Annotated in this window: 23 protein-coding genes; 14 read left to right on the top strand and 9 right to left on the bottom strand. The window is 66.2% G+C overall.

The features are described from left to right. Window positions 1–4: 4 nt before the first annotated feature. Window positions 5–709: a ZIP family metal transporter gene (locus DY023_RS06355; protein WP_116241505.1), complete on the bottom strand. Its 705-nt coding sequence runs from the start codon at window positions 707–709 to the stop codon at window positions 5–7. Between the two features lie 35 nt (window positions 710–744). Next, window positions 745–1,308 (bottom strand): hypothetical protein, encoded by a 564-nt coding sequence (locus DY023_RS06350; RefSeq protein ID WP_116241504.1) that lies wholly within the window; start codon window positions 1,306–1,308, stop codon window positions 745–747. Window positions 1,309–1,407: 99 nt separating this feature from the next. On the opposite strand from DY023_RS06350, the gene DY023_RS06345 reads away from it, so the two are divergent. From DY023_RS06345 to DY023_RS06310, 8 genes are all read left to right on the top strand, one after another. Then, the gene (locus DY023_RS06345; protein ID WP_116241503.1) at window positions 1,408–1,989 is read left to right on the top strand and encodes a PIN domain-containing protein; all 582 of its coding nucleotides are present in this window, start codon (window positions 1,408–1,410) and stop codon (window positions 1,987–1,989) included. Continuing rightward, window positions 1,979–2,239, top strand: coding sequence for a hypothetical protein (locus DY023_RS06340; protein WP_245958616.1), 261 nt, complete (start codon window positions 1,979–1,981; stop codon window positions 2,237–2,239). The genes DY023_RS06345 and DY023_RS06340 overlap by 11 nt, the downstream gene beginning before the upstream one ends. Before the next feature lie 10 nt (window positions 2,240–2,249). Next, complete coding sequence (locus tag DY023_RS06335) at window positions 2,250–2,510, top strand: hypothetical protein (RefSeq protein WP_116241502.1); 261 nt, start codon at window positions 2,250–2,252, stop codon at window positions 2,508–2,510. A 42-nt stretch (window positions 2,511–2,552) separates the two neighbouring features. After that, a complete protein-coding gene (gene argG / locus DY023_RS06330; RefSeq protein WP_116241501.1) occupies window positions 2,553–3,998 on the top strand; it encodes an argininosuccinate synthase in 1,446 nt (481 codons plus the stop codon). A gap of 197 nt (window positions 3,999–4,195) precedes the next feature. Beyond that, a complete protein-coding gene (locus DY023_RS06325; RefSeq protein WP_116241500.1) occupies window positions 4,196–4,813 on the top strand; it encodes a TetR/AcrR family transcriptional regulator in 618 nt (205 codons plus the stop codon). Beyond that, a complete protein-coding gene (locus DY023_RS06320; RefSeq protein WP_220347248.1) occupies window positions 4,810–7,620 on the top strand; it encodes a YhgE/Pip domain-containing protein in 2,811 nt (936 codons plus the stop codon). The genes DY023_RS06325 and DY023_RS06320 overlap by 4 nt, the downstream gene beginning before the upstream one ends. Continuing rightward, the gene (locus DY023_RS06315; protein ID WP_116241499.1) at window positions 7,617–9,800 is read left to right on the top strand and encodes a YhgE/Pip domain-containing protein; all 2,184 of its coding nucleotides are present in this window, start codon (window positions 7,617–7,619) and stop codon (window positions 9,798–9,800) included. The genes DY023_RS06320 and DY023_RS06315 overlap by 4 nt, the downstream gene beginning before the upstream one ends. Window positions 9,801–9,953: 153 nt before the next feature. Further along, window positions 9,954–12,599, top strand: a complete 2,646-nt coding sequence (locus DY023_RS06310) for a penicillin acylase family protein (protein WP_116241498.1) — start codon at window positions 9,954–9,956, stop codon at window positions 12,597–12,599. A 9-nt stretch (window positions 12,600–12,608) separates the two neighbouring features. Here DY023_RS06310 and DY023_RS06305 read toward each other — a convergent pair whose 3' ends face one another. The 7 genes from DY023_RS06305 to DY023_RS06275 all read right to left on the bottom strand — a co-directional run bounded on the left by DY023_RS06305 (window position 12,609) and on the right by DY023_RS06275 (window position 18,080). Then, window positions 12,609–13,673 carry a hypothetical protein gene (locus DY023_RS06305; RefSeq protein WP_147303277.1) on the bottom strand — a complete coding sequence of 355 codons (1,065 nt, stop codon included), beginning with the start codon at window positions 13,671–13,673 and terminating at the stop codon, window positions 12,609–12,611. 8 nt (window positions 13,674–13,681) lie between these two features. Continuing rightward, window positions 13,682–14,293 carry an ATP-binding cassette domain-containing protein gene (locus DY023_RS06300; protein ID WP_116241496.1) on the bottom strand — a complete coding sequence of 204 codons (612 nt, stop codon included), beginning with the start codon at window positions 14,291–14,293 and terminating at the stop codon, window positions 13,682–13,684. Continuing rightward, entirely contained in the window at window positions 14,284–15,288 is a 1,005-nt protein-coding gene (locus DY023_RS06295) for a hypothetical protein (protein ID WP_147303276.1), read from the bottom strand. Before DY023_RS06295 ends, DY023_RS06300 begins: the two co-directional genes overlap by 10 nt. A gap of 35 nt (window positions 15,289–15,323) precedes the next feature. Continuing rightward, on the bottom strand, window positions 15,324–15,827 hold the full coding sequence (locus DY023_RS06290; RefSeq protein WP_116241494.1) for a hypothetical protein: 504 nt from the start codon (window positions 15,825–15,827) through the stop codon (window positions 15,324–15,326). A gap of 139 nt (window positions 15,828–15,966) precedes the next feature. Beyond that, the gene (locus DY023_RS06285; RefSeq protein ID WP_116241530.1) at window positions 15,967–16,263 is read right to left on the bottom strand and encodes a lactococcin 972 family bacteriocin; all 297 of its coding nucleotides are present in this window, start codon (window positions 16,261–16,263) and stop codon (window positions 15,967–15,969) included. Between the two features lie 284 nt (window positions 16,264–16,547). Beyond that, window positions 16,548–17,093, bottom strand: coding sequence for a hypothetical protein (locus DY023_RS06280; RefSeq protein WP_116241493.1), 546 nt, complete (start codon window positions 17,091–17,093; stop codon window positions 16,548–16,550). A gap of 33 nt (window positions 17,094–17,126) precedes the next feature. After that, window positions 17,127–18,080 carry an AvrD family protein gene (locus tag DY023_RS06275; protein ID WP_116241492.1) on the bottom strand — a complete coding sequence of 318 codons (954 nt, stop codon included), beginning with the start codon at window positions 18,078–18,080 and terminating at the stop codon, window positions 17,127–17,129. Window positions 18,081–18,162: 82 nt separating this feature from the next. On the opposite strand from DY023_RS06275, the gene DY023_RS06270 reads away from it, so the two are divergent. The 6 genes from DY023_RS06270 (at window position 18,163) to DY023_RS06245 (ending at window position 22,022) form a co-directional block, all read left to right on the top strand. After that, on the top strand, window positions 18,163–18,762 hold the full coding sequence (locus DY023_RS06270; protein ID WP_181905744.1) for a TetR/AcrR family transcriptional regulator: 600 nt from the start codon (window positions 18,163–18,165) through the stop codon (window positions 18,760–18,762). A gap of 161 nt (window positions 18,763–18,923) precedes the next feature. Further along, window positions 18,924–19,220 carry a lactococcin 972 family bacteriocin gene (locus DY023_RS06265; protein WP_116241490.1) on the top strand — a complete coding sequence of 99 codons (297 nt, stop codon included), beginning with the start codon at window positions 18,924–18,926 and terminating at the stop codon, window positions 19,218–19,220. Window positions 19,221–19,295: 75 nt separating this feature from the next. Further along, on the top strand, window positions 19,296–19,937 hold the full coding sequence (locus DY023_RS06260; RefSeq protein WP_147303275.1) for a hypothetical protein: 642 nt from the start codon (window positions 19,296–19,298) through the stop codon (window positions 19,935–19,937). A gap of 65 nt (window positions 19,938–20,002) precedes the next feature. Continuing rightward, window positions 20,003–20,983 (top strand): hypothetical protein, encoded by a 981-nt coding sequence (locus DY023_RS06255; protein ID WP_116241488.1) that lies wholly within the window; start codon window positions 20,003–20,005, stop codon window positions 20,981–20,983. After that, window positions 20,974–21,594, top strand: a complete 621-nt coding sequence (locus DY023_RS06250) for an ATP-binding cassette domain-containing protein (RefSeq protein ID WP_116241487.1) — start codon at window positions 20,974–20,976, stop codon at window positions 21,592–21,594. Before DY023_RS06255 ends, DY023_RS06250 begins: the two co-directional genes overlap by 10 nt. Next, on the top strand, window positions 21,591–22,022 hold the full coding sequence (locus DY023_RS06245; RefSeq protein ID WP_181905743.1) for a hypothetical protein: 432 nt from the start codon (window positions 21,591–21,593) through the stop codon (window positions 22,020–22,022). The genes DY023_RS06250 and DY023_RS06245 overlap by 4 nt, the downstream gene beginning before the upstream one ends. Window positions 22,023–22,096: the final 74 nt, after the last annotated feature.

Genomic DNA, 22,096 nt, shown 5'->3' with positions numbered 1-22,096 from the left:
GCTCTCAGCCCAGGAACGACAGCCCCGCCGCCACGGTGAAGCCCAGCACCGTGAACAGGCCGGTCGACTCCCTGGCCTTGGACTGCGCCTCGGGCACCATCGAGTCGACCAGCATCACCAGCAGGGCGCCGGCGGCGAACCCGTCGACGGCGGCCTGGAAGGCCGGACCCACGGCATCCGTGATCGCGAACCCGGCGACGGTCGAGAGCATGCAGACGACGGCCACGGCAGTCCACAGCAACAGCATCCGCGACTTCTTCATGCCGGATTCCAGCAGGTCGGAGGCGGAGCCGATCGACTCCGGCAGGTTGGAGACCAGGATCGCGACCACGAGCGCGAGGCTGACGCCGTCGCCCGAGGCGAGTCCGATGCCCAGCACGAGCTGCTCGGGGATGCCGTCGAGCAGAGCGCCGATCGCGAGCGGCATGCCGGACGGGCCCTTCGCCGCCGCGGCCCTCGCGTCGACGATGCGATCGGCGACGTAATAGGTCAGTGCGCCGACAGCGAGACCGGCGACGAGGGGAACGGGTCCGCCGAGGCCGAGGCCCTCCTGCACGAGTTCGAACGAGATCGACGAGATCAGCGCGCCCGCGCCGAAACCCAGCACGATGCCGAGCAGGCGCGGCGGCCAGCGTCTCAGCGTCGCGAGCCACGCGCCGACGAAGAGCGGCGCCGCCGCGACGGCACCCCACAGGAAAGCACCACCCATGCGCTCAACCTAGTGGGCGCGGAGTGTTTCCGGCGTCAGCGCACGGAGCAGGTGTTGCTGCCGGTCACCTGGTTGCCGTCGCCGTCAGCGCGCACGCCGTCGCAGCTCAGATCGCCGCCGACGGTGTTCTTCACGAGGGTCGCGTGCTGCGCCTGCGAGATGCCGAGCGTCCCGTCGATCTGCGACAGCTTCACGACGACGCCCTGCGTACGCGTCACGGTGAGGTCGCCGGCGAAAGTCGAGTTCGTCACGACCAGCTCGCGGATGCCGCCGACGGCGACCTTCCCGTCGAAGCTCGAGTCGATGAGCTTGACGACCTCGTAGCCCTCGAACGACAGGTCGGCTGCGGCCTTCTGCCCGGTGATGACGCACGCGCGGTCTCCCTCGGCCTCCCCGGCCGCGCACAGCGCATCCGCCGCCTCGACCGGGGTCAGCTCGGCGACCGGGGTCTCATCGTCGGCGGACGGCTCGACGGCCGGGGCGTCCGGAGCGCTCGTGCCTGTGGAGGTCGGAGCGGCGGCATCGTCGGCGGGTGCGCAGGCGGCGAGGCCGAGCGAGAGCAGGGCGGCGGCGAACAGGATGCCGAGGGTGCGGCGCATGACGTGTCTCCAGACGTTCCGTGGCAAAGCATCCACCGTAGCCCGCGGTGCTGGGCACCGGCTGATCACGCGCGCCGCGATCCCCCGGTCAGCTGCGCCTTGCCGATCAGCGCTGATCTGCTGCTCGACACGAGCGCCGCCATCGCCCTTCTCGACGAAGACCACCCTGCGCACGGTGCCATCACAGACATCTGCACGGGCGCCACACTCAGACTGTCCGGGCACGCGCTGGTGGAGACCTATTCGGTGCTCACCAGGCTCCCGCGGCCCGATCGGGTGAGCGCGGCGGAAGCGGCGCGAGCGATCACCGTCGAGTTCCCCGGCTCCGTGGCACTCCCGGCGGAAGCCGCACTGACGGCGGTGTCCGAGTTCGAGGCATCCGGCATCGCCGCCGGCGCTGTCTACGGCGGCCTCGTCGGCCTGGCCGCGAAGCACGCCGGCATCACCCTGCTGACGCACGACCGCCGCGCCCTCGCCACTTACGCAGCCCTCGGTGGACGTCCGCCTGATCTGAAGCCCGCGACGCGACGCCAGCGCTCCACAGGCACGGCCATCCAGCGTCTTGCTCATACACTCGGCCGAACAGGGGAGCCTGCCGTCTTCCATGTCCGCCCCACTTGCTTGCCTGAGCACATGACGATCAGCAGCCGTAAACGGAACGTTGACGACCGTGCCGCGTAAACGATATGATGACGACATCCGGATCGCTGCGAGCGCCCGGAAGCACGGCGTGGAGGACGCCGACATCCTGCACGCTCTCGACAACATGATCCGATATCGGGAACAGGAGTACGGCGGGGAACTGCGAATCTTCGCGATCGGCGCCGACCACACGGGGCGTCTGCTCGAGCTGGTGCTGGTACCCGCCGATCAGCCAGCGCTGGTCATCCACGCCGACATCCTTCGCCCCAGCCGTTACGACTACCTCTGAGGAGGCCAGCATGACCAAGGCACGGACCAAAGACGCGCACGATCACGACATTGATTCATTCATCGCGTCCGTCGATCCGGCGACGATGCGCGATGCGGCCCGCCTCCGCGCGATCGCCGAGGCGCGCGACGCCAAGGACGCGGCGGAGGCACGGCTGACCTCGGCCGTCGCCGCCGCCCGGGCCGCGGGCGATTCGTGGACGATGATCGGGCTGGCACTGCGCACGTCGAAGCAGAACGCGTTTCGCAAGTACGGCGCGAAGGCCCAGTAGCACCGCCGAAAGCCGCGACGCGCCGCCGATAGACTTGATCGCATGTCCAAGGTCCTGCAGTCCCTCCCCGTCGGCGAGCGCGTCGGCATCGCGTTCTCCGGTGGTCTCGACACCTCCGTCGCCGTCGCCTGGATGCGCGACAAGGGTGCGATCCCCTGCACCTACACCGGCGACCTCGGGCAGCCCGACGAAGACGACATCGAGTCGATCCCCGGCCGCGCGCTGGAGTACGGCGCCGAGGTCTCGCGCCTCGTCGACGCGAAGACCGCTCTGGTCGAGGAGGGCTTCGTCGCCCTGCAGTGCGGCGCGTTCCACATCCGCTCCGGCGGAAAGACCTACTTCAACACCACGCCGATCGGCCGCGCCGTGACCGGCACGATGCTGGTGCGCGCGATGAAGGAGGACGGCGTCGACATCTGGGGCGACGGCTCCACCTACAAGGGCAACGACATCGAGCGGTTCTACCGCTACGGCCTGCTGGCCAACCCGCGCCTGCGCATCTACAAGCCCTGGCTCGACGCCGACTTCGTCACCGAACTCGGCGGACGCCAGGAGATGAGCGAGTGGCTCGTCGAGCACGGCTTCCCGTACCGCGACTCCGCCGAGAAGGCGTACTCGACGGATGCCAACATCTGGGGCGCCACGCACGAGGCGAAGACCCTCGAGCACCTCGACGTCTCGCTCGAGAGCGTCGAACCGATCATGGGCGTGAAGTACTGGGACGAGTCGGTCGCGATCGCCGCCGAAGACGTCACGGTCACGTTCGAGGCCGGCCGTCCGGTCGCACTGAACGGCCAGGAGTTCGCCGACCCCGTGGCCCTGGTCTTCGAGGCCAACCGCATCGGCGGTCGTCACGGCCTGGGCATGAGCGACCAGATCGAGAACCGCATCATCGAGGCGAAGTCGCGCGGCATCTACGAGGCACCGGGCATGGCGCTGCTGTTCATCGCCTACGAACGCCTCGTCAACGGCATCCTCAACGAGGACACCCTCGCGACCTACCACGAGCAGGGCCGCCGCCTGGGCCGCCTGATGTACGAGGGCCGCTGGCTCGAGCCGCAGTCGCTCATGCTGCGCGAGTCGATCCAGCGCTGGGTCGGTTCCACGATCTCCGGAACCGTCACGCTGCGGCTGCGCCGCGGCGACGACTGGACGATCCTCGACACCGTCTCGCCGAACCTGTCCTACGCGCCCGAGAAGCTCTCGATGGAGCGCGTCGGCGACGCCGCGTTCGGCCCGGTCGACCGCATCGGCCAGCTCACCATGCGCAACCTCGACATCGCAGACTCGCGCTCCCGCCTGGAGCAGTACGCGGGCCTCGGCCTGGTCGGCGGCGCCACCGGCGAGCTGGTCGGCCGCGTCACCGCGGGCGAGGCCGGAGAGATCACCGAGGCCGTCGAGGGCTCGGTCTCCGAGGCCGACGAGGCCCTGACGGATGCCGTGGACGTGGCCTCCGAGGGCGCCGCGTTCGACTCCGGCACCGACTGACACGAGATTCGCGAACGAAGGGCGGATGCTGCGGACTGCAGCATCCGCCCTTCGTCGTCTCCACCGACTTCCCCCAGCCCTGTCCCCACCCGCTCCGGTCTCAACGGTTGCGGGTAACCCGGGCCCCACGCCCACAACGAGTGAGACCGGAGCAAGGAGAACTTGCACAGTGGTGTGCAGGTTCGTACACTGGATGCATGTCCAACACCCGTGTGCCCCGCAGCGATGCCCGCGCGAACCGCGAAGGCATCCTCGAGGCGGCGCGCACGGCGCTCGCGACCGACCCGTACGCATCGGTCGACGTCATCGCACGCGCCGCCGGACTCTCGCGCCGCACGCTCTACGGTCACTTCGACGACCGCGACGCACTCATCCGCGAACTGATCGTCACCGGGGCGCAGCGCTTCAACGCGATCGCCGAGTCGGTCACCGACACCGATGCCCGGCTCGCACTGGCGCGGCTCGCCGCCCGCCTCTGGCAGGAGGCGGCGCACGTGCAGTTCGCCGCCGTGCTCGCACTCGACGAGGCGCACGTCGAGCACACCGCCGATGCACTCGCGCCGCTGCGCCGCACGGTCGCCGGCCTGGTGCGCCGCGGTCAGGAGGACGGCAGCTTCCGCACCGATCTCGCCGCGCCCACACTCGCCCGACTGATCGAGGAGATGGCGCGCACGGTCGTCACCAGGACGGATGCGGCGAGCGCGGGCGCCGCAGATCTGGCTGTCCGCACGGTTCTGAGCATCGCCGGACTGTCCTGGCGCGAGGCGGATAGTCTGCTGGCAGCACACCCCGACATCGCGGAGGTCGCTGCATGAGCTCGGTCCGCACTCCGAACGCCTGGACGATCTTCCGTCGCGACCTCGGCCGGCTCGCTCGCGTCAGCAAGGCGTGGATCATCATCATCGGCGTCATCGTCACGCCGTCGCTGTACGCGTGGTTCAACATCGTCGCGTTCTGGGACCCGTACTCGAACACGCAGAACGTCAGCGTGGCGATCGTCAACCAGGATGAGGGCGCCACCTCAGAGCTGACCGGCCCGATCGACGTCGGCGGCGAGCTCGTCGCCGAGCTGAAGAAGGACCACCAGCTCGGCTGGGAGTTCCTCGACGAGGACGAGGCGATGGACGCCGTCCGCAGCGGCGACAGCTACGCGGCGATCGTCATCCCGCCCGACTTCAGCAGCGACTTCCTCAGTGTCACCACGGGCGACATCACCCGGCCCGAGCTGAAGTACTACGTCAACGAGAAGGCGAACGCGATCGCCCCGAAGATCACCGACGTCGGCGCCTCCACCCTCGACAAGCAGATCAACAGCACCTTCGTCTCGACGGTCTCCCGCGTGATCACCGAGCAGCTGCGGGCCGCGGGCATCGACGTCGAGGGCCGGCTCACCGATGCGCGCGACGACTCGATCAGCGCGCTCGACGACGCGACCCGCAAGCTCGCGGCCGCGCGTGCGGGTCTGGCCGATCTGCGCGACGGCCTCACCGATGCACAGGGCAGGCTCGACGGCGCCGCCGCCACTCTCGGCAAGGTCGACCGGACCCTCGCCGACGTGCAGCGCTCGATCGCCCAGGCGCAGGCCCTCGCCGCCGAGACCCAGCAGGAGCTGCTCACGGTCACCGACGAGGTCACCTCGGCCTACGTCGAGGGCGCAGGTCTGCTCGCCGACGCCTCGGCGAAGATGAGCGCCTCGATCTCGACGCTGTCGGCCGGTCTGCAGCAGGCGAACGTCGCCGTCGGCACGGCGATCGACGACATGACGGCCGTGATCAAGGCCAACGGCGTCGCGCTCGACGAGCTGCAGGCCGCACTCGATCAGCTCGACCCGGCATCGGATGCCGCGCAGAAGCTGCGCACCGCGATCGATGCCCTGCAGCAGCGCAACGCGGACGACCAGCAGGTGCTCGAACAGCTGAAGGCACTGAACGGCGACGTCACGAACACACTGAAGTCGCTCGATACAGCATCCGCAAGCGTCGACGCCGCGGTGTCGCAGGCGGCGACATCCGCCGGCGACATCCGCAAGGCGCTGATGACGAGCGTCCCCGACCTGAACCGGGCGATGTCGGCGCTGTCGGCCAGCGCCGACGGATTCTCCGCGGCCGTGGGCGCGCAGCGCTCCCAGGTGGCGCAGGCGCAGAGCCTGCTTGCCGGGCTGAAGACGCAGCTCGCCTCGACCACGACCGCCCTCAGCGCGCTCGACGACAACCTCGCCACCGCCGAGGAGGGCCTCGGCACCGTGCGCACCGACGTGCTGGCGCTCGGCTCCGCGGACCTGTGGAACCGGCTCAGCGAGATCAGCGGACTCGACCCCGAGCAGATCGCCGACTTCATGGCCTCGCCCGTGCAGGTGCACGAGAACGTGATGTTCCCGACGCAGGCTTACGGCTCCGCGATGGCGGCGCTGTTCACGAACCTGTCCCTGTGGATCGGCGCCTTCGTGCTGATGGTCATCTTCCGCCTCGAGGTCGACACCGAGGGTGTCGAGGGAGTCTCGGTGCGTCAGGCGTACATGGGTCGCTGGATGCTGTTCGCCGCGATCGCGTTCTTCCAGGCCCTGCTGGTCTCGATCGGCAACCTCGTGATCGGCGTGCAGACCGCGAACCCGGTCGCGTTCGTGGGCACCAGTGTGCTCATCGGCCTGGCCTATCTCAGCATCATCTACGCGCTGTCGGTCTCCTTCGGCATCGTGGGCAAGGGCCTGTGCATCCTGCTGGTGATCTTCCAGATCCCCGGGGCATCCGGCCTGTACCCGATCGAGATGATGCCGGACTTCTTCCGCGGCCTGTACCCGTTCCTGCCGTTCAGCTACGGCATCGGCGCACTCCGCGAGACGATCAGCGGCTTCTACGACGGCGCCTGGTGGCATGCCATGGGCACGCTCGCGATCTTCGTCATCCTCGCCTTCGTACTCGGCCTGGTGCTGCGCCTGTGGCTGGGCAACTTCGTGCTGCTCTTCAACCGCAAGCTGGCCGAGAGCCGGCTGCTGGTCAGCGAGGACGTGCAGATCGTCGGCCGCCGCAGCACGCCGCAGATCATCCGCGCGCTGACCGACGGCGACGGCTTCCGGGCCGAGAACGCCGCGCGTGCACGGCGGTTCACCGAGCACTACCCGACCCGTCTGCGGCTCACCGCGATCATCGGCGTCGCCGTGATGGCCCTCATCGGCGTCGCCGCGTGGCTGCTGCCGGGCGCCAAGGCATCGATGCTCGGCCTGTGGGCGCTGTGGTGCCTGATCCTCATCGCCGCGCTGGTGACGCTGGAGTACATCAAGCAGAGCATCGAGCAGGCATCTGAGCTGGGCGCGATGCCCGAGGCCGAGCTGCGTCAGGCGCTGGTCGACGAGACCACCGGTGCCGGCATCCTGCACGCCGACGCTCCGGACGGCGCGCCGGAGGAGACGGATGCCGCGGCGAGCGCCGCCGCCGTCGGACCCGCGACGACGGCGACGGCGGTGCTCGAACGGCCCGAGCCGGAGGCCGACGCCGAGCCGGACGACGCCACCCTCGTTCTCGAGGAGCTCTTCGAGCCGGATGCCGGTGACGAGCCGCCCTTCGACGAGCTCAGGGACCCAGTGTCCGGGGAAGACCAGCCTGACGATGAGGAGGAGCAGAAGTGAAGAACATCCTCGCCGTGCTCCGCTTCGACCTGCGCCGTGCGACCAGCAGCGTCATGGCCGTCATCGTGCTGTTCGGGCTGGTCGTGATCCCCTCGTTGTTCACCTGGTTCAACGTGATCGCGAGCTGGAACCCGTTCGAGAACACCAAGAACCTGAAGGTCGCCGTCGCGAGCGTCGACGAGGGGTATCAGAGCGACCTGGTGCCGATCCGTCTCAACGTCGGCGATCAGGTTCTGTCGGCGCTGCGCGCCAACGACGACCTGGACTGGGTGTTCACCTCGAAGGCCGACGCGATCGACGGCACCCGCTCGGGCGAGTACTACGCGGCGATCGTGCTGCCGCCCACGTTCAGCGAAGACATGATGACGTTCTACGGGCCCGGCTCCGAGCCGACCCGCATCGAGTACTACACGAACGAGAAGAAGAACGCGCTCGCCCCGAAGATCACCGAGCAGGGCGCCGGTGAGGTCTCCACGAGCATCAACGAGGTGTTCACCGAGACCCTCAGCGAGGCCGGACTGAACATCATCACCTCACTGTCGTCGTACCTCGACGACGCCGACACGCAGGCCGCGCTGTCGCGGCTGCAGGCGCACGTGGCCTCGGTGGCCGCACAGCTGAGGGCAGGTGCCTCCACGGCCGACATGTTCACCGCGCTGATCGAGTCCAGCCGCCCGCTGGTCGACAGCGCCTCGGGCCTGGCATCCTCGTCGGCCGACACCCTGCGCAGCGCGACCGGGGCGATCGGCGACGGCAAGCAGGCCGCTCAGACCCTCAAGCAGACGCTCTTGACGACCACCGCCGCACTCGGCAAGGCCCTGTCGGCCACGGCCGACAGCTATCAGGCGGTCGCCGACAGCGTCGACGACGTCTTCGCCTCCCTGGACACGCAGTCGGCGAGCTCGGCCGACGCGCTGCGCGCCATCGGCGCACGCGTGCAGACCCAGATCGACCAGCAGCAGACGGTGCGCGACAGCCTGGTGAACGATGTGCGTCCGCTGCTGCCGGACAGCGCATTGGCTTCCTTCGATGCGGCGATCTCACGCATCGACGCCGCGATCGCCCGCGAGCAGGCCCTGCAGATGCGGCTCGACGAGGCCGCCGATCAGGTCGTCGCCGGCAACGCCGACCGCCAGGCGACTCACGCCGAGATCACGAAGCTCATCGCCCAGGCGAAGGCTGCCGTGCAGGATGCCGGTAAGACGTTCAAGACCAGCCTGCAGCCCAAGCTCGACGCCCTCGCCTCCACGCTCGCCGACATCGGCCGCGACGTCGACTCGATCGGCGACGATCTGTCAGCCGCGGCACGCTCGCTGTCAGGCTCGGATTCACTGGGCAGCGTCCTCACGAAGGGCGAAGCGCTCACCTCGGGCATCTCGACGTCGCTCGCCGAGACGGCCGACCGGTTCGACGAGATCGACGCCGCACTGAGGAACGCCACCGAGACCGGCGACCTGAGCGACCTTCGCGAGCTGATCGGCTCGAACCCCGAAGCCCTCGCGACGTTCGTGGCCGAGCCCGTCGCCCTCGAGCGCGTGCCGGTGTACTCGGTGGTGAGCTTCGGCGCCGCGATGACTCCGCTGTACACGGTGCTGGCGCTGTGGGTCGGCGCGCTGCTGACCGCGGTGGCCATCCGCGTCGATCCGCCTCAGGACGAGGCATCCGGTCTTCCGCAGCTCTCCCCCGCCGAGACCTACCTCGGCCGGTTCGGGATCTTCGCGATCGTGGGCTTCCTGCAGAGCTCGCTGGTGTGCTTGGGCAGCATCCTGTTCACGCAGGTGCAGCCGCAGCATCCGTTCCTGCTGGTCCTCGCCGGCTGGGTCACCTCGCTGGTGTCCATGCTGATCATCTACACCCTCGTGGTCACGTTCGGGAACGCCGGCAAGGCGCTGTCGGTGCTGCTGCTGGTGATCCAGATCTCGAGTTCGGGCGGCGCCTACCCGCTGCAAGTGCTGCCGCAGTGGTTCCAGAACATCAGCCCGTGGCTGCCCGCCACGCACGCGGTCGGCGCGATGCGCGCGGCGATCGCCGGCATCTACCGGAACGACTACTGGGTGCAGCTCGGCTGGCTCGCGCTGTTCGCCGTGCCGGCACTGCTGCTCGGGCTGGTGCTGCGCCTGCCGCTCATCCACGGCAACCAGAAGATGCTGCGTGCCCTGGAGTCCACCAAGCTGATGTGACCCTTCGACGGGCTCAGGGACCCAGGAGATCGTTTCATCGCCGGAAGGCGCGGGGTTAGGATGCCAGGGCGTGCGTCGTACCCGGGACGCGCGCTCTGATCGCGTGAGACTCCGTCTCGCGTGCCCGACCTGTACCGAGAGTGTTGCCCTTCGATGACCGCAGAGAACCCGGCCTCCACCCCGCGCCCGTCCGTCGGCGCCCGCATCGGACGCATCGCCTTCATCGTGATCGCCGCGGTCCTGGTGATCGCCACAGCCGCTGCCTTCTTCCTGGCGTGGACCGCGCAGCGGTCGTTCCCGCAGACCGAGGGCCAGACCTCGCTGAACGGACTTCAGTCGAAGGTGCTGATACAACGCGACGATCGCGGAATCCCGACGATCACGGCGAACTCGACCGACGACCTGTTCTTCGCCGAGGGGTACACGCACGCGCAGGACCGGTTCTTCGAGATGGACTTCCGCCGGCACACCACCGCCGGGCGCCTGTCCGAGATGTTCGGCGAGTCGCAGGCCGGCACCGACGCCTTCCTGCGCACGCTGGGCTGGCGCAAGGTCGCCGAGGAGGAGGTCGCGAACCTCGATGAGACCACCCTCGGCTACTACGAGGCCTACGCGAAGGGCGTGAACGCCTACCTCGCCTCCCGCAGCGGGGCCGAGCTCTCGCTGGAGTACGCCGTGCTCGGCATCCAGAACCCGGGCTACGAGCCGGAGCCCTGGGAGCCCGCGGACTCGGTGGCCTGGCTGAAGGCGATGGCCTGGGACCTCCGCACCAACATCGAGGATGAGACCACGCGCGCCCAGCTCGCCGCGACGCTCGACCCTGCCGACGCGAAGCAGACGCTGGAACAGCTGTACCCGTCGTACCCGTTCGACCGGAACCCGGTGATCGTTCCCACGATCTCGAAGGTGCCCGCCCTCGCCACGACCGCCGACACGGCGGCGTTCACCGGGAGCGAGGGGCAGGATGCCGTGCAGGCGCTGGACTCGGTGGAGTGGAAGCAGGCCGACAGCGTGATCGAGGCGGCGAGCATGCTGCTCGGCAATGTCGGCGAGGGCATCGGCTCGAACTCGTGGGTCGTCTCCGGTCAGCTCACCGAGACCGGCCAGCCCCTGCTCGCGAACGACCCGCACCTCGGCGCCGCGCTGCCCTCGGTCTGGTACCAGGTGCAGCTGAAGTGTGCGAAGGTCTCGGAGGCCTGCCCGTTCAACGTCGGCGGGTACTCGTTCTCGGGGCTGCCCGGCATCGTGATCGGCCACAACGCGAAGATCGCGTGGGGCTTCACCAACCTGACCACCGACGTGACCGACCTGTACGTCGAGAAGGTCGAGGGCGACCAGTACTGGCGCGACGGCGCGCTCGTGCCGATGGAGGTGCGCGAGGAGACCATCAAGGTCGCGGGCGGGAAGGACATCCCGCTCACGATCCGCTCCACCGTGCACGGGCCGATCATCTCGGGCCTGACCGACGACTTCACCGGCATCGCCGAGAAGCCCGAGCTGGAGCAGGGCAAGGTGACGACGGATGCGGGGACGGTGGTGCCCGGTGACCAGGCCGGTGCCCCCGAGGGCGGCGACTACGCGGTCAGCCTGCGCTGGACAGCCCTGGATGCCGGCACCACAGCGAGCGCGATCTTCGCGCTGTCGAAGGCGCAGGACTTCGACCAGTTCCGCTATGCGGCATCCCTCTTCGATGTGCCGGCGCAGAACCTCATCTACGCCGACAAGGAGGGCAACATCGGCTACCAGGCTCCCGGACGCCTGCCGGTCCGCGGCGCCGGTGACGGCTGGCTGCCGCAGCCGGGCTGGGACAGCAGCTACGACTGGACCGGATTCATCCCGTTCGAGAAGCTGCCGGTGTCGTACAACCCGGCCTCCGGCTACATCGTCACCGCGAACAATGCGATCGTGACCGACGACTACGAGTACTTCCTCTCCAAGGACTGGGACTACGGCTACCGCGCGGGGCGCATCGCGCACCTGATCGAGCGGAAGTCGGCCGCGGGGCCGCTGTCGGCGCAGGACCTGCGCGACATCCACATGGATGACGAGATGTGGATCGGCAAGCAGCTGGCCATCGCGATGCAGGACGTCACCGTCGAGGGCAAGGGCCCGAAGGCCGCGGTGAAGCTGCTGCGCACCTGGGACGCGCAGAACACCGCCAACTCGTCCGCCGCGGCGTACGCGAACGTGCTGTGGTCGAACCTGGTGCAGAACATCTTCTCCCGGCGCGACAACCCGATGCCGATCACCGGGCAGGGCCGCCTGTTCACCGTGGTCGGCACGATGCTGGAGAACCCGGACGACCCGCTCTGGACCAACAAGAAGCTCCGGGTGAACAGCATGGACGAGATGCTCGCCTACTCGGCCGAGCAGGCGTACGACGAGCTCGCCGAGCTGCAGGGCGAGAACCTCGCGCACTGGAACTGGGGCAGCCTGCACGCACTGACTCTGCGCAGCGCGACCCTGGGCAAGTCGGGCATCGCCCCGATCGAGATGCTCTTCAACCGCGGCCCATTCGCCGTCAGCGGCGGAGCATCCGTCGTGAACGCCACCGGCTGGAACCTCGGCGAGTCGTACGAGACGACCACCGTGCCGTCCATGCGGATGGTCATCGACCTGTCGGACTTCGACCGCTCGAGCTGGATCCACCTCACCGGCGCCAGCGGTCACGCCTTCAACGAGCACTACACCGACCAGACCGAGGACTGGGCGGCGGGCCGGCAGGACCGCTGGGCGTTCTCGAAGAAGGCCGTCGCGAAGCAGGCCGTCGACACGCTGGTGCTCACGCCGAAGGGGTGAGCACCAGCGTCAACGGTCTTTGAAGTAGGCGAAGAGATCTTGCTCGCGGACGACCGTGGCGCCCGTGAGCGCACCGCAGACACCGCCGACAATCGCGGCGAAGCACGTCGTCAGGCTCGTGGCGATCACAGCACCGGAGTCCGGATGGGGGATCTGCACGGCGAGGGCGGCGGCGATCGCGGCGCTGGCGAGCGCGGCGGTCGACAGCCACGAGAGACTCTCGGTGACCGCCAAAGCCTGTAGAGAAGCAGTGGACGCCCCGTCGTGCAGACGGGCAGCGAATTCAAGCTTGCGCAGCCGGATGGCGGCGAACGCCAACACAAGCCCGAGGGCAGCTGCGTACAACGGATTCAGAGCCGTCGGTCGGGTGTCGTAACGCGCGGCCCCATCAAATGTGCTGCCGTAGCGCGTGTTCAGCTGAGCGATTTCGACCTTCGCGTCCCGCGGGGCTGATGCTGCGAGAGTCGACATCAGGAGCGGCCGGATGTCCGAGGTGAAGGGCCAGACCGTCACCCAGCACTCGTCATAGAGTTCGTCAGCGGGTGCGGGAATCAGCGCGGCCCAGCCGAATCCGGGCCGACGCCCGTCCGCGGGATAGTCATACTCTCCTGCCAGCTCCGTCACGCCGCGGTTGGTGATCACGGTGTCATTGCGAAGTGTGCCGAGTTCATCTGCGGCATCGGCGCTGACGACGATGCCGCGTTCGGACAGTTTCCGAACACCGAGTACGTCGCGCATACCGCTGGAGGCAGCGTATGCGTCCAGCGGAGAGCGTGGCATCACCGCAAAGGTCAACTGCTGTTGCGTGGCACGTATGGCCCCGGAGCCGCTCACCTGGGGGAGTGAGCTCAGCGCCTCGCAGGCCTCCCCGGCAATGTTCCCGGAGGAGGCGACGGCGAGTGTGGCTGCACCGCTGCGCGTGAACCGAGCCGCATCGTCGATGAGCCGCTGCGTTGCGAAGACATCGGAGGCCAGAAGGAGGAGGAGTGTGAGGGCGAAGATCGCGCCGAAAGTGACCGCCCGGGCGGTGCCGGAGGCAACGTCGCGCGTGGCCTCGCTGAGGAGCGTACTCAATCTCATCATCAGTCCTCAGCTGCATATGCGGCGAGGTCAAGGCGCACATCGCAAGAAGCCACGGTGTCGGCATCATGCGAAGCGACGAGCAGGATGCGCCCATCGTCGGAGAGCTCCTGGATCACGCTGTTGACCAGCTTCGACGTGACTGCGTCCAGCTGCGCGGTGGGCTCGTCCACGAGGATCAGCTGAGGGTTCGCGGCCACAGCGCGTGCGAACATGAGCCGCTGTGCTTCGCCGCCCGACAGAGCCCGAAACGGGCGCGATGCCAATCCTCCGAGGCGGAATCGTGCCAGTGTTCCATGTGCGATCGATTCGGACTCAGCTCGCGTCAGTCCGCCCGCGATCATCGGAAGCACCACATGGTCGAGCGCGGTCCTGCGGGGCATGCCGTGGGAGTTCTGGAACACCCAGCTCGTCCGATCGATCCCCCTGGACTCGACGTTTCCTTCCGCAGGAGTGATCCATCCGGCTGCCAGTGCGAGGAGCGTGCTCTTTCCCGAGCCGGACGGTCCCGTGAGTGCATAGCTCGTCCCTGCTTCGAAGCGGAAGGTGAGGTTCCGGAACAGCCATGCGGCATCGGTGAAGCGATGGCTGACGCCCCGCAGCGTCAGCTGCATCGTCTGGGAGGCGTCAACGACGCCGTACTCGCGGGTGTGCGGGTACTCGGGTCAAAGACGACGAGCGTCCTACCGAGATCCGACGCGACGATGGTGACCGGCACGACCCCCTGATCGGATGCAATGCATCCGGCAGTCAGCGATTCGGCGCGAACAGCTGCCGGCGGGAGAACGCTGACCGTCACCGGCTCAGCGAGCGCCAACACCGCCGTCAGAGTGACGGGGATGCCTGGCGCCGAAGCCGACTGAGCCGCAGCACGATAGCTCGCCGTGGAGAGCAGGTCGGACGCATCTTTCGGATCGGCCAGAGTCAGCTTGTCCGTGACGGGGAGTTCGACCTGGTCGGCCTTCAGTACACGGCTGCCGTGAAGCATCTTCTGCAGCGGAGTGATCGACACCGTCGCCGGCGATGCAGAACTCATCACTGCAGTGTCCACGGAGACGCGCTGCCCGACCGTGACATCACATGACTTCGGAGCAATCTCCGCAGCAGGGATCCAGACGAGGTCGGTGGGCGAGATGACGTCAAAGGAAGAATCCGCACCGGCCTTCTGAGCGAGGGCGCGCATCGAGCTCACGTCGACCCGTCGCAACGCTGAAGCAGAGCTGACTCGTTGGCCCAGTCGTGCCAGCTCCGCCTTGACTGCGTCCACATCCGCGCCGCGTGCTCCCGGTTCAAGATCCCGCCACAGCGGAGTGCTCGTGTGGAAGGCCAGAAGCGGTGACCCGTCCACGGATATGTGGCTCGTACCAGACTTCCATACCTCACCGGCTGAGCACCCGAATGCGGTGACGATCCCGTCGCGGGCGACCCTGGCCGAGAGATCAGGGGGCGCTTCCACAGTGACGTCCACCTGCTGCGGATCGAAGTACTCCTGTGTCGTGATCTTCACCCTTTCGGGCTGCTTCGACGCCGCGAGCGAGGGTGGGATCTGCGCGCTCAGCATCAGCGCCCCGACCAACACGGTGGCTGTGACGCTGATGATCAGCGTCACAGCCACCGTCACCAGCCGGTCGCGGCCGGCACGGCTCACTGGTTCGCCGCCGTATACGACGGGCTGGTGCTACACGCCCAGAACACCTGCTCCTTCGAGGAGTCCAAGAACGGGAAGGCTTGCTTGGGAACATCCCTCAAGTACTGCTCGGCGGTGTAGTCAGGAGCTACCGCCCCGTTGCGGATCAGACACTCCGTCATGACCTCCTCAATGGGGGTGTTCTGCGGGTTCGACATCATGGATGCACGGAGTACCTGAATCCACCTCTGACCGGTTGACTCGTCACAGGAGTCAGCCACGCGCTCGAGGTCGTCAGAGTTCATCGACGAAGGGCCGAGGGAGTACCCCACACCATCGTCTGACAGGCCGGTGAACTCCACACCGCTCTCGGCGAAGCACTCGCCGAGTCGAACTCCGAGTTCTTTGTACTCCTGTTCGGAGATTTGGCTGTCCTCCAACACTGCGTGAACCCATGCCGACTTCGACTTCTGCCAGGCCTCGGTGAGCTCCTCCGAGTATGGTCCGGTGAAGGTCGGCATGCCGTCTGTCCCCGTGGTTTCAGCAGGGTGGCGTGAGGACGGACTACAGGCGGCAAGGCCGAGAAGAAGCAGCGCGCACGCAGGCAGTGCCGCCGCACGAGATCGCAGACGATCGGCGAGAAGGCGAGTCAAGGGGCGATCATTCCTTCCACCAGTACGCCTTGTTCCCCCATGCAGCGGCTGACTGCATGGCCCGCGCCCAGGATCCTGCGTTCGCATACTCTCGCACAGTTCCCGTCCCGTTCGAAACGGATGCACGGTGGTAGGCGGAACCGTGGTAGTAGCCGGAATAGTTGGTGTCCGTGCCGTAGTCCACCCAGTACTGCCAAGTACCTCCGCCGACGTACTCGGTCGTCGCGTTCGCGGCCGTAACACTTCCGACAGCCATTGCCAGCGCGAGTGCTGACGCAGCGATGAGCTTGGTGCCACGCTTCATGAGATCTCCTCCGATCGATGTGACCAGTCTGAATCCGGGCACCTGATTATCGTTCCACACTGTACTGGAATGATTTATGCGTTCGCAATCATTTGCTATCTCTCACACACAGAGCGATGCAGTCGTGAGCGGAGCGCCGCTCACTGCCCGGGCGGCCGGCAAGCGCACTATGCAGCTTGGCTGGAGCAGTCGGCGCTCTACCCCGGGCAAGGTCATGCTGACCCCACGTTGCCTCAGTTGGGTTGTCGCCCGGTGGACGCTTTCATCGACCGCGTCGCCATCAATTACGCCCGGATCAGCGAGATCACACAGGTGACGGCATTGTGCAGCCGCTCCTCCGCCTCATCCCACAAACCGTGCATGAAGATGAGATCTCGGATGCCCATCCCGGCAGTGACGAGCAATTCGCCCACCCCCAACAAGTCGAGACCCGTCCTGAGAAGACCGGCGTGCTCCGCCTCTGCCAACCGCTCGCCAACGAAGCCCCTCCATGTCCGGAACGGATCAAGCCGACGCTCAGGGAATGCCTCTCGAGACTCCATCGCCAGCCGGAAAGCTGCGCGGACAACAACGTCGTCGGCCAGCAGTGCCCCTGTGGCCGCGAACCCGACCCGAAGTTTCTCCAAGGGGGTCCCGGTCGACCTCATGATTCGATCCTGTACCGCGTGCAACGCCATGCGTTCGTGGTCCAGAATGGCCGTGCCCAGCGAATGCACGTCATCAAACGCTTCGACGACCTCACCCTTCGAGATGGACGATGTGAGCGAGAACCCTTCCAGCGATGCTGCCGAATAGGGAACGGCGAGCAGGTACTCCGCACCTGCTCGCACTAGCCGACTATGAGCTGCCCGGGTCATCCCGCGTCACTCCGTGTAGGCCAGTCTCGCCTCGACGCGGGCACCAGTCGTCGCCTTGCACGACACGCGCACATCGTGGAACCCACTTGCTGCCCGAGCCACCACCTGGTCTCGAATCAATTCCGTCTCGATCCGCCAATCGAGCGGCTGTGATGCTGGCGGTCGCTCCGCTGTGAACCTGATGCTCCGCATCCACAGCGTGCCCAAGCCAGCCCGGTCGATCCCGCGCGAAAGGAGAATCACCGCCTGCGCCAACTGCCCCATTGTGACCAATGAATCAACGACAGTCAGCCCTGGATACCAGGCCGACTCGATGCCACGATAGACGCGATTTGCCGCGCCACCGGTGGTTCGGTGCGCGCTTCGCATCACGCGCGCAGTCGGATCGTATGCCGTGACAAGCGAGGATGTGCGGGCCTCGCGATATCCGTCGCGGTAGACCGTGCTCCGTTCCGCGGCCTCAGCGGCGAGCCCGGACCGGTCGCTCGCTTCCAAGACACACTCAACCTTGATGTTGCCCACATTCCCCTTGAGAGCCCGGCGTTCCGACGCATCCACCTGCGGATCGGTGCGCAACGCGACCGGCACAGAGGAAAGATCTTCCCACGCCACTGAACCGGCGTGCATCGCCAGAGAACGAACCCAGAACCCCGCTGCTCCCCCAAGAGGAAGACCGACTGCTTCGATGCCCTGCAGCGTCATGAGAGCCGCATCGATCGTGCTCAGGTGGGGAGTGCGAGGCGCATCGTCAACCTCGCGCGACCAGTCATCGGGATACTCGACCGCATACACCGCGTGAATCTCGTCGCCTTGCCGCGATGGCCCTTCGGATACGCGATGCCGAACGTCGCGGTAGCCCGACGCAAAGTAGCGGCGGGCCTCCGGTCCCAACACTTCAACGAGGCTCAACGGAAGTTCGTGACTGATCGCGTTCCTCAGGGAGGATGCCTTAGAGCCCATGCAGAAACAATACAGAGTCTCGCGTATCTATCCGTGGCCCGCACAGCCAGTCTCGACAAGTCGTGCTGATACCGTTATCGCCATGCCTTCGAAGAAGCCAGGACGGCCTCGCGCTACAGACATCACGGACGCGATTAAGAAGACTGCGGCACGCACCATGGCTACCGATGGCTACTCAAAGCTGAGCGTCGATGGCCTGGCCACGGAGGTCGGCACGACGCGCCCCACGTTCTACCGGCGATACCCGAGCATCGCGCACTTGGTGCTCGAGATTCTCGACGAGAACTTCGGCGCAGGACCGGAGGCGAACACGGGCTCACTACGTGGCGACCTCCTGGCGATGCAGGTGGACCACGTCAAAATGATGGCGTCTCCGCTGGTGTCGAAGACGCTTGCCGGTCTCTTCGAAGAGATCGCGAATGACCCCAGCGTCCACGACATCTATCGCGATCAATTCGTGCTTCCCCGCCGCGCACACGTGCGACGCGTGATCACCGCGGCAGTCGAACGTGGCGAGATCAGCCCGGCGACGGATCTACAGCTCGAAGCGGTCTGCGACATGCTAAACGGCCCTGTCATCAGCAGGGTGCTGCTCCCCATCGACGCACCTCTCAACGATGGATTCGCTCGTAGCATCGTCGATGCAGTGTGCGCCTTCCTCGGGGCACCACCAGCGAAATGATCTGACTCTGCTCAGCGCCCCGGCAGCGAGTCGCCATTGGACAGTGCGAGCGCCTGACCGGGCACACACACCGCAGGGATTGCCTTCTTTACACTACCTATCGTATCCTTCCAGGACGGACCGCCAAGTAGGCGACCGTATGACACGGAGGATGATGCAATGTGACGATCAAGAAGACACTGATCCGCCTGGGGGTCTCTGCTGGACTGGCTAGCGCGCTGGTGCTGGGGTCTGCGGTGGCCGCTAGCGCAACCATCGCCTACCCCAGCGGCGGAATCTGGAGTTACGGAGTGTCAGACCGGAACTACTCCGATTTCTTCCATGGCGCCGATCACCGTTCCTCCGTGTCGAACGCCAACGGACTAGTTCGGTCGGGCCGCACGTCCGGAAACGTGTGGTCGTACGCTTCACAAGCAAAGACGCTCTCCGGCAACAAGGCTTACTGGTACGTGTACTGATCCATCAGCAGACCCGGTGTCGCCGCAACAGCACCGCGGCGACACCGCCCGACATGGTCGCATTCAGGCCCTGAAATGGAGAAGTACGTGTCCCTGAAATCCTTCCGCCTACGACTTGCCAGCACTCTTGCCATGCTGTTGTGCGCGGTGCTGCTCGCTGCCTGCTCCGGCACAGTAACCCCTGCGAACACAAAGACGTCGATGGATCCAAAGATGCCCTCCTTTTCAGGCGCGTACAAGAGTGAATTCGAGCAGGCATGGAATGAAAGCGAGTCGGACTTTGTGCATGAAGTGATTGCTGATCAGGAAATCACCGACGAAGAGTGGGCGGAGGTCGCCACTCGCATCTCCAAGTGCGTGGAAAGCAAAGGCATGACCTTCAAGGGGTTCCTTGATGACGGCGGTTATGAAGTCGACACGGGTTCTCTCAGTGGAGACGAGGCCAACGCTCTTCTCCCCGCGTGCGAGGACGAGAGCGGCGAGACGTGGCTCAACCACCTACGGCGTCAGCTTGCGTCGAACCCGGACAACACACCGGCGGAGGAGCGTGTGGTCCAGTGTCTTATTCGGAACAGCGTAGTTGCTGGTGACTACACCGCTGAGGACTATCTCAAAGATGCCCCCCAGCAGTCCTTCCCCTACCTGGAGCCGGATACCGGAATTGACGGACTGCGCGCATGCAGTGCGAATCCGGATGTCGATCTCAGCACACAATGACTGAACGGAAGAAGCAACGGACGAATTGGAGAGCATGGGCGATTGGTCTGCTGACGCTGGCAAGCATGGCGGGCGCAGGAGTCATCGGCGCGTTCTTCGTCTTGCATCCGATCACTCCCCCTACGCTTGCCGCGTCGAAGACGATCACGGACACGCCTGTGGTGTTGGAAGATTCGACCGACGAGCACAGCGTGCGCGTCACCGTGAAGCACGCCGACGACATCGACCTGCTGAGCCAGGCGGCGGGGGTCGTCACGTCCTCTTCCTGCACGGCCGGCTCAACGATCTCCTCGGGGACGTCTGTACACAGCATCGATGATCGGCCGATCGTCCTGCTGAGCCTCGCGTCGCCGCTTTGGCGAGACTTCGGCCTCGGCGACAGTGGTCCTGACGTCGCCGCGCTCAAGACCGAGCTGCACAGGCTCGGCTTCACGACGACTTCGGGCGAGACCTTCAAGCAGCGAGACCTCAAGGCGGTCCGAGAACTCTTGAAGCGGGCGGGGGTTGCCTCGCAGGTGAACGCCGTCACTGTGGCCGACTTCATGTGGATGCCTTCACCTACCTTGACAATCGCTGCCTGTCGCGCGTTGGTGGGCCACCGGGTGGAACAGGACGCTCCCATTGTCGCGGCCGACGGTGGTGCCAGCGCTTCGTTCGCAGAGGAGCCAGCCGGACTGCTCCCGGGGGCACGAGTACTCACGATCGATGGCGTCGAAGTCGCTCTGTCTGCGGATCTATCGATACCTTCGGAGGCCATCGCGGTGATCCTAGAGGCACCGTCCTACTCGACAGCAAAGGCCGATGCAGAAGGCACGGCGCCCATCGAGCTCGCCGCCACGGTATCGCTGGTAGATCCCGTGCCCCTGGCGTCGCTGCCGCCCTCGGCGATACTGATCACCGCCGGAGTTGACGGATGCGTAGGCAACAAGTGGGCGACCTATGCAGTGCGCATCGTCACCTCGCAGTTGGGCCGAACGGTCGTACAGTTCGATGTCGAAGAAGTGCCCGAGTTCGTCCGGCTTGAGGCACCTGCGTCATGCGCGTAGAGGTGCAGGGTCTCGGGCATCGATACGGCGATAATCCGTGGCTGTTTCGAGAGCTGTCGGCCGCCTTCCTTCCTGAGCGAACGTATGCGCTGACGGGTCCTTCTGGATCCGGAAAGAGCACCCTGCTCAGCATCATCGCGGGCTGGGAGGCCCCCGATGAAGGGGCCGTGAACCTCGAGGGCATCAAAAAGGTGAATTGGGTGTTCCAGAGCCCTCATGGAATGCCGCAGAGATCTGCGCTCGACCATGTGGCCCACCCATACCTCGTTTCCGGCATGACTGTTCGGGACGCGGAAGTGGCGGCGATGTCCCTGTTGGTGAGCTTCCAGCTTGCGCACACGGCAGAGAGGGCTTTCTCGTCCTTGTCCGGAGGTGAGGCACAGCGCCTGATGTTGGCGCGCGGCGTGGCTGCTGACCCCCAACTACTCCTCGTCGATGAACCCACCGCGCAACTCGACCACGCGACCGCTCGTCAAATCAACGACATCATCGGTCAGCTCGCCGCAGGAGGGCGGATCGTCCTCATCGCAACTCACGATGCGAGCACACGGGATGCGTGTACTGACCACCTCGATCTCACGCAATTCGCCTTCGCTGCGGAGCGATCATGAGAATGGCCTCGCTCTTTCGCGAGGCCGTTCGAGATGTTCTCACCGGAGCCGGTCGCACGATCCTTTTCGCCATGCTTGCAGCCGCCGCACTCGGAGGTATCGTCGTCACAGATGCGCTGACGACTGTGCGGATCATCGATGAGGCCCACAAGTACAAGTCCTCTGGTGCCGCGGTCCTCACCATCGCCTCAACAGGCCATGTGAACGGAGAGGCATGCGAAGCGCTCGACGACGTGCCCGGAATCGAAGCCGCTGGGGCGCTCCGTAATACGAACACCACTCTTGCGCTGACCCTGCTGCCGTCTGCGCCGCTTCCGCTCTTTGAATCGACACACGGCCTGAGCGCGGTTCTGGGAACGAACGCGAATAACGCGGGAGTGCTGGTACCCGATGCCGTGCTCAAAGGGGTCTGCTGCACGGATAGGTGACACCTGATCTGTGGTGCCGACTGGTGCCGCTGGGAGGATGTCATCATGCCCAAGCCCTATCCCCGTGAGTTCCG

The sequence above is a fragment of the Microbacterium bovistercoris genome (assembly GCF_003387575.1).
Taxonomy (GTDB): domain Bacteria; phylum Actinomycetota; class Actinomycetes; order Actinomycetales; family Microbacteriaceae; genus Microbacterium; species Microbacterium bovistercoris.
Note: the sequence above shows the minus strand (reverse complement) of the source record. Positions and strands in the feature narration are given on the sequence as shown.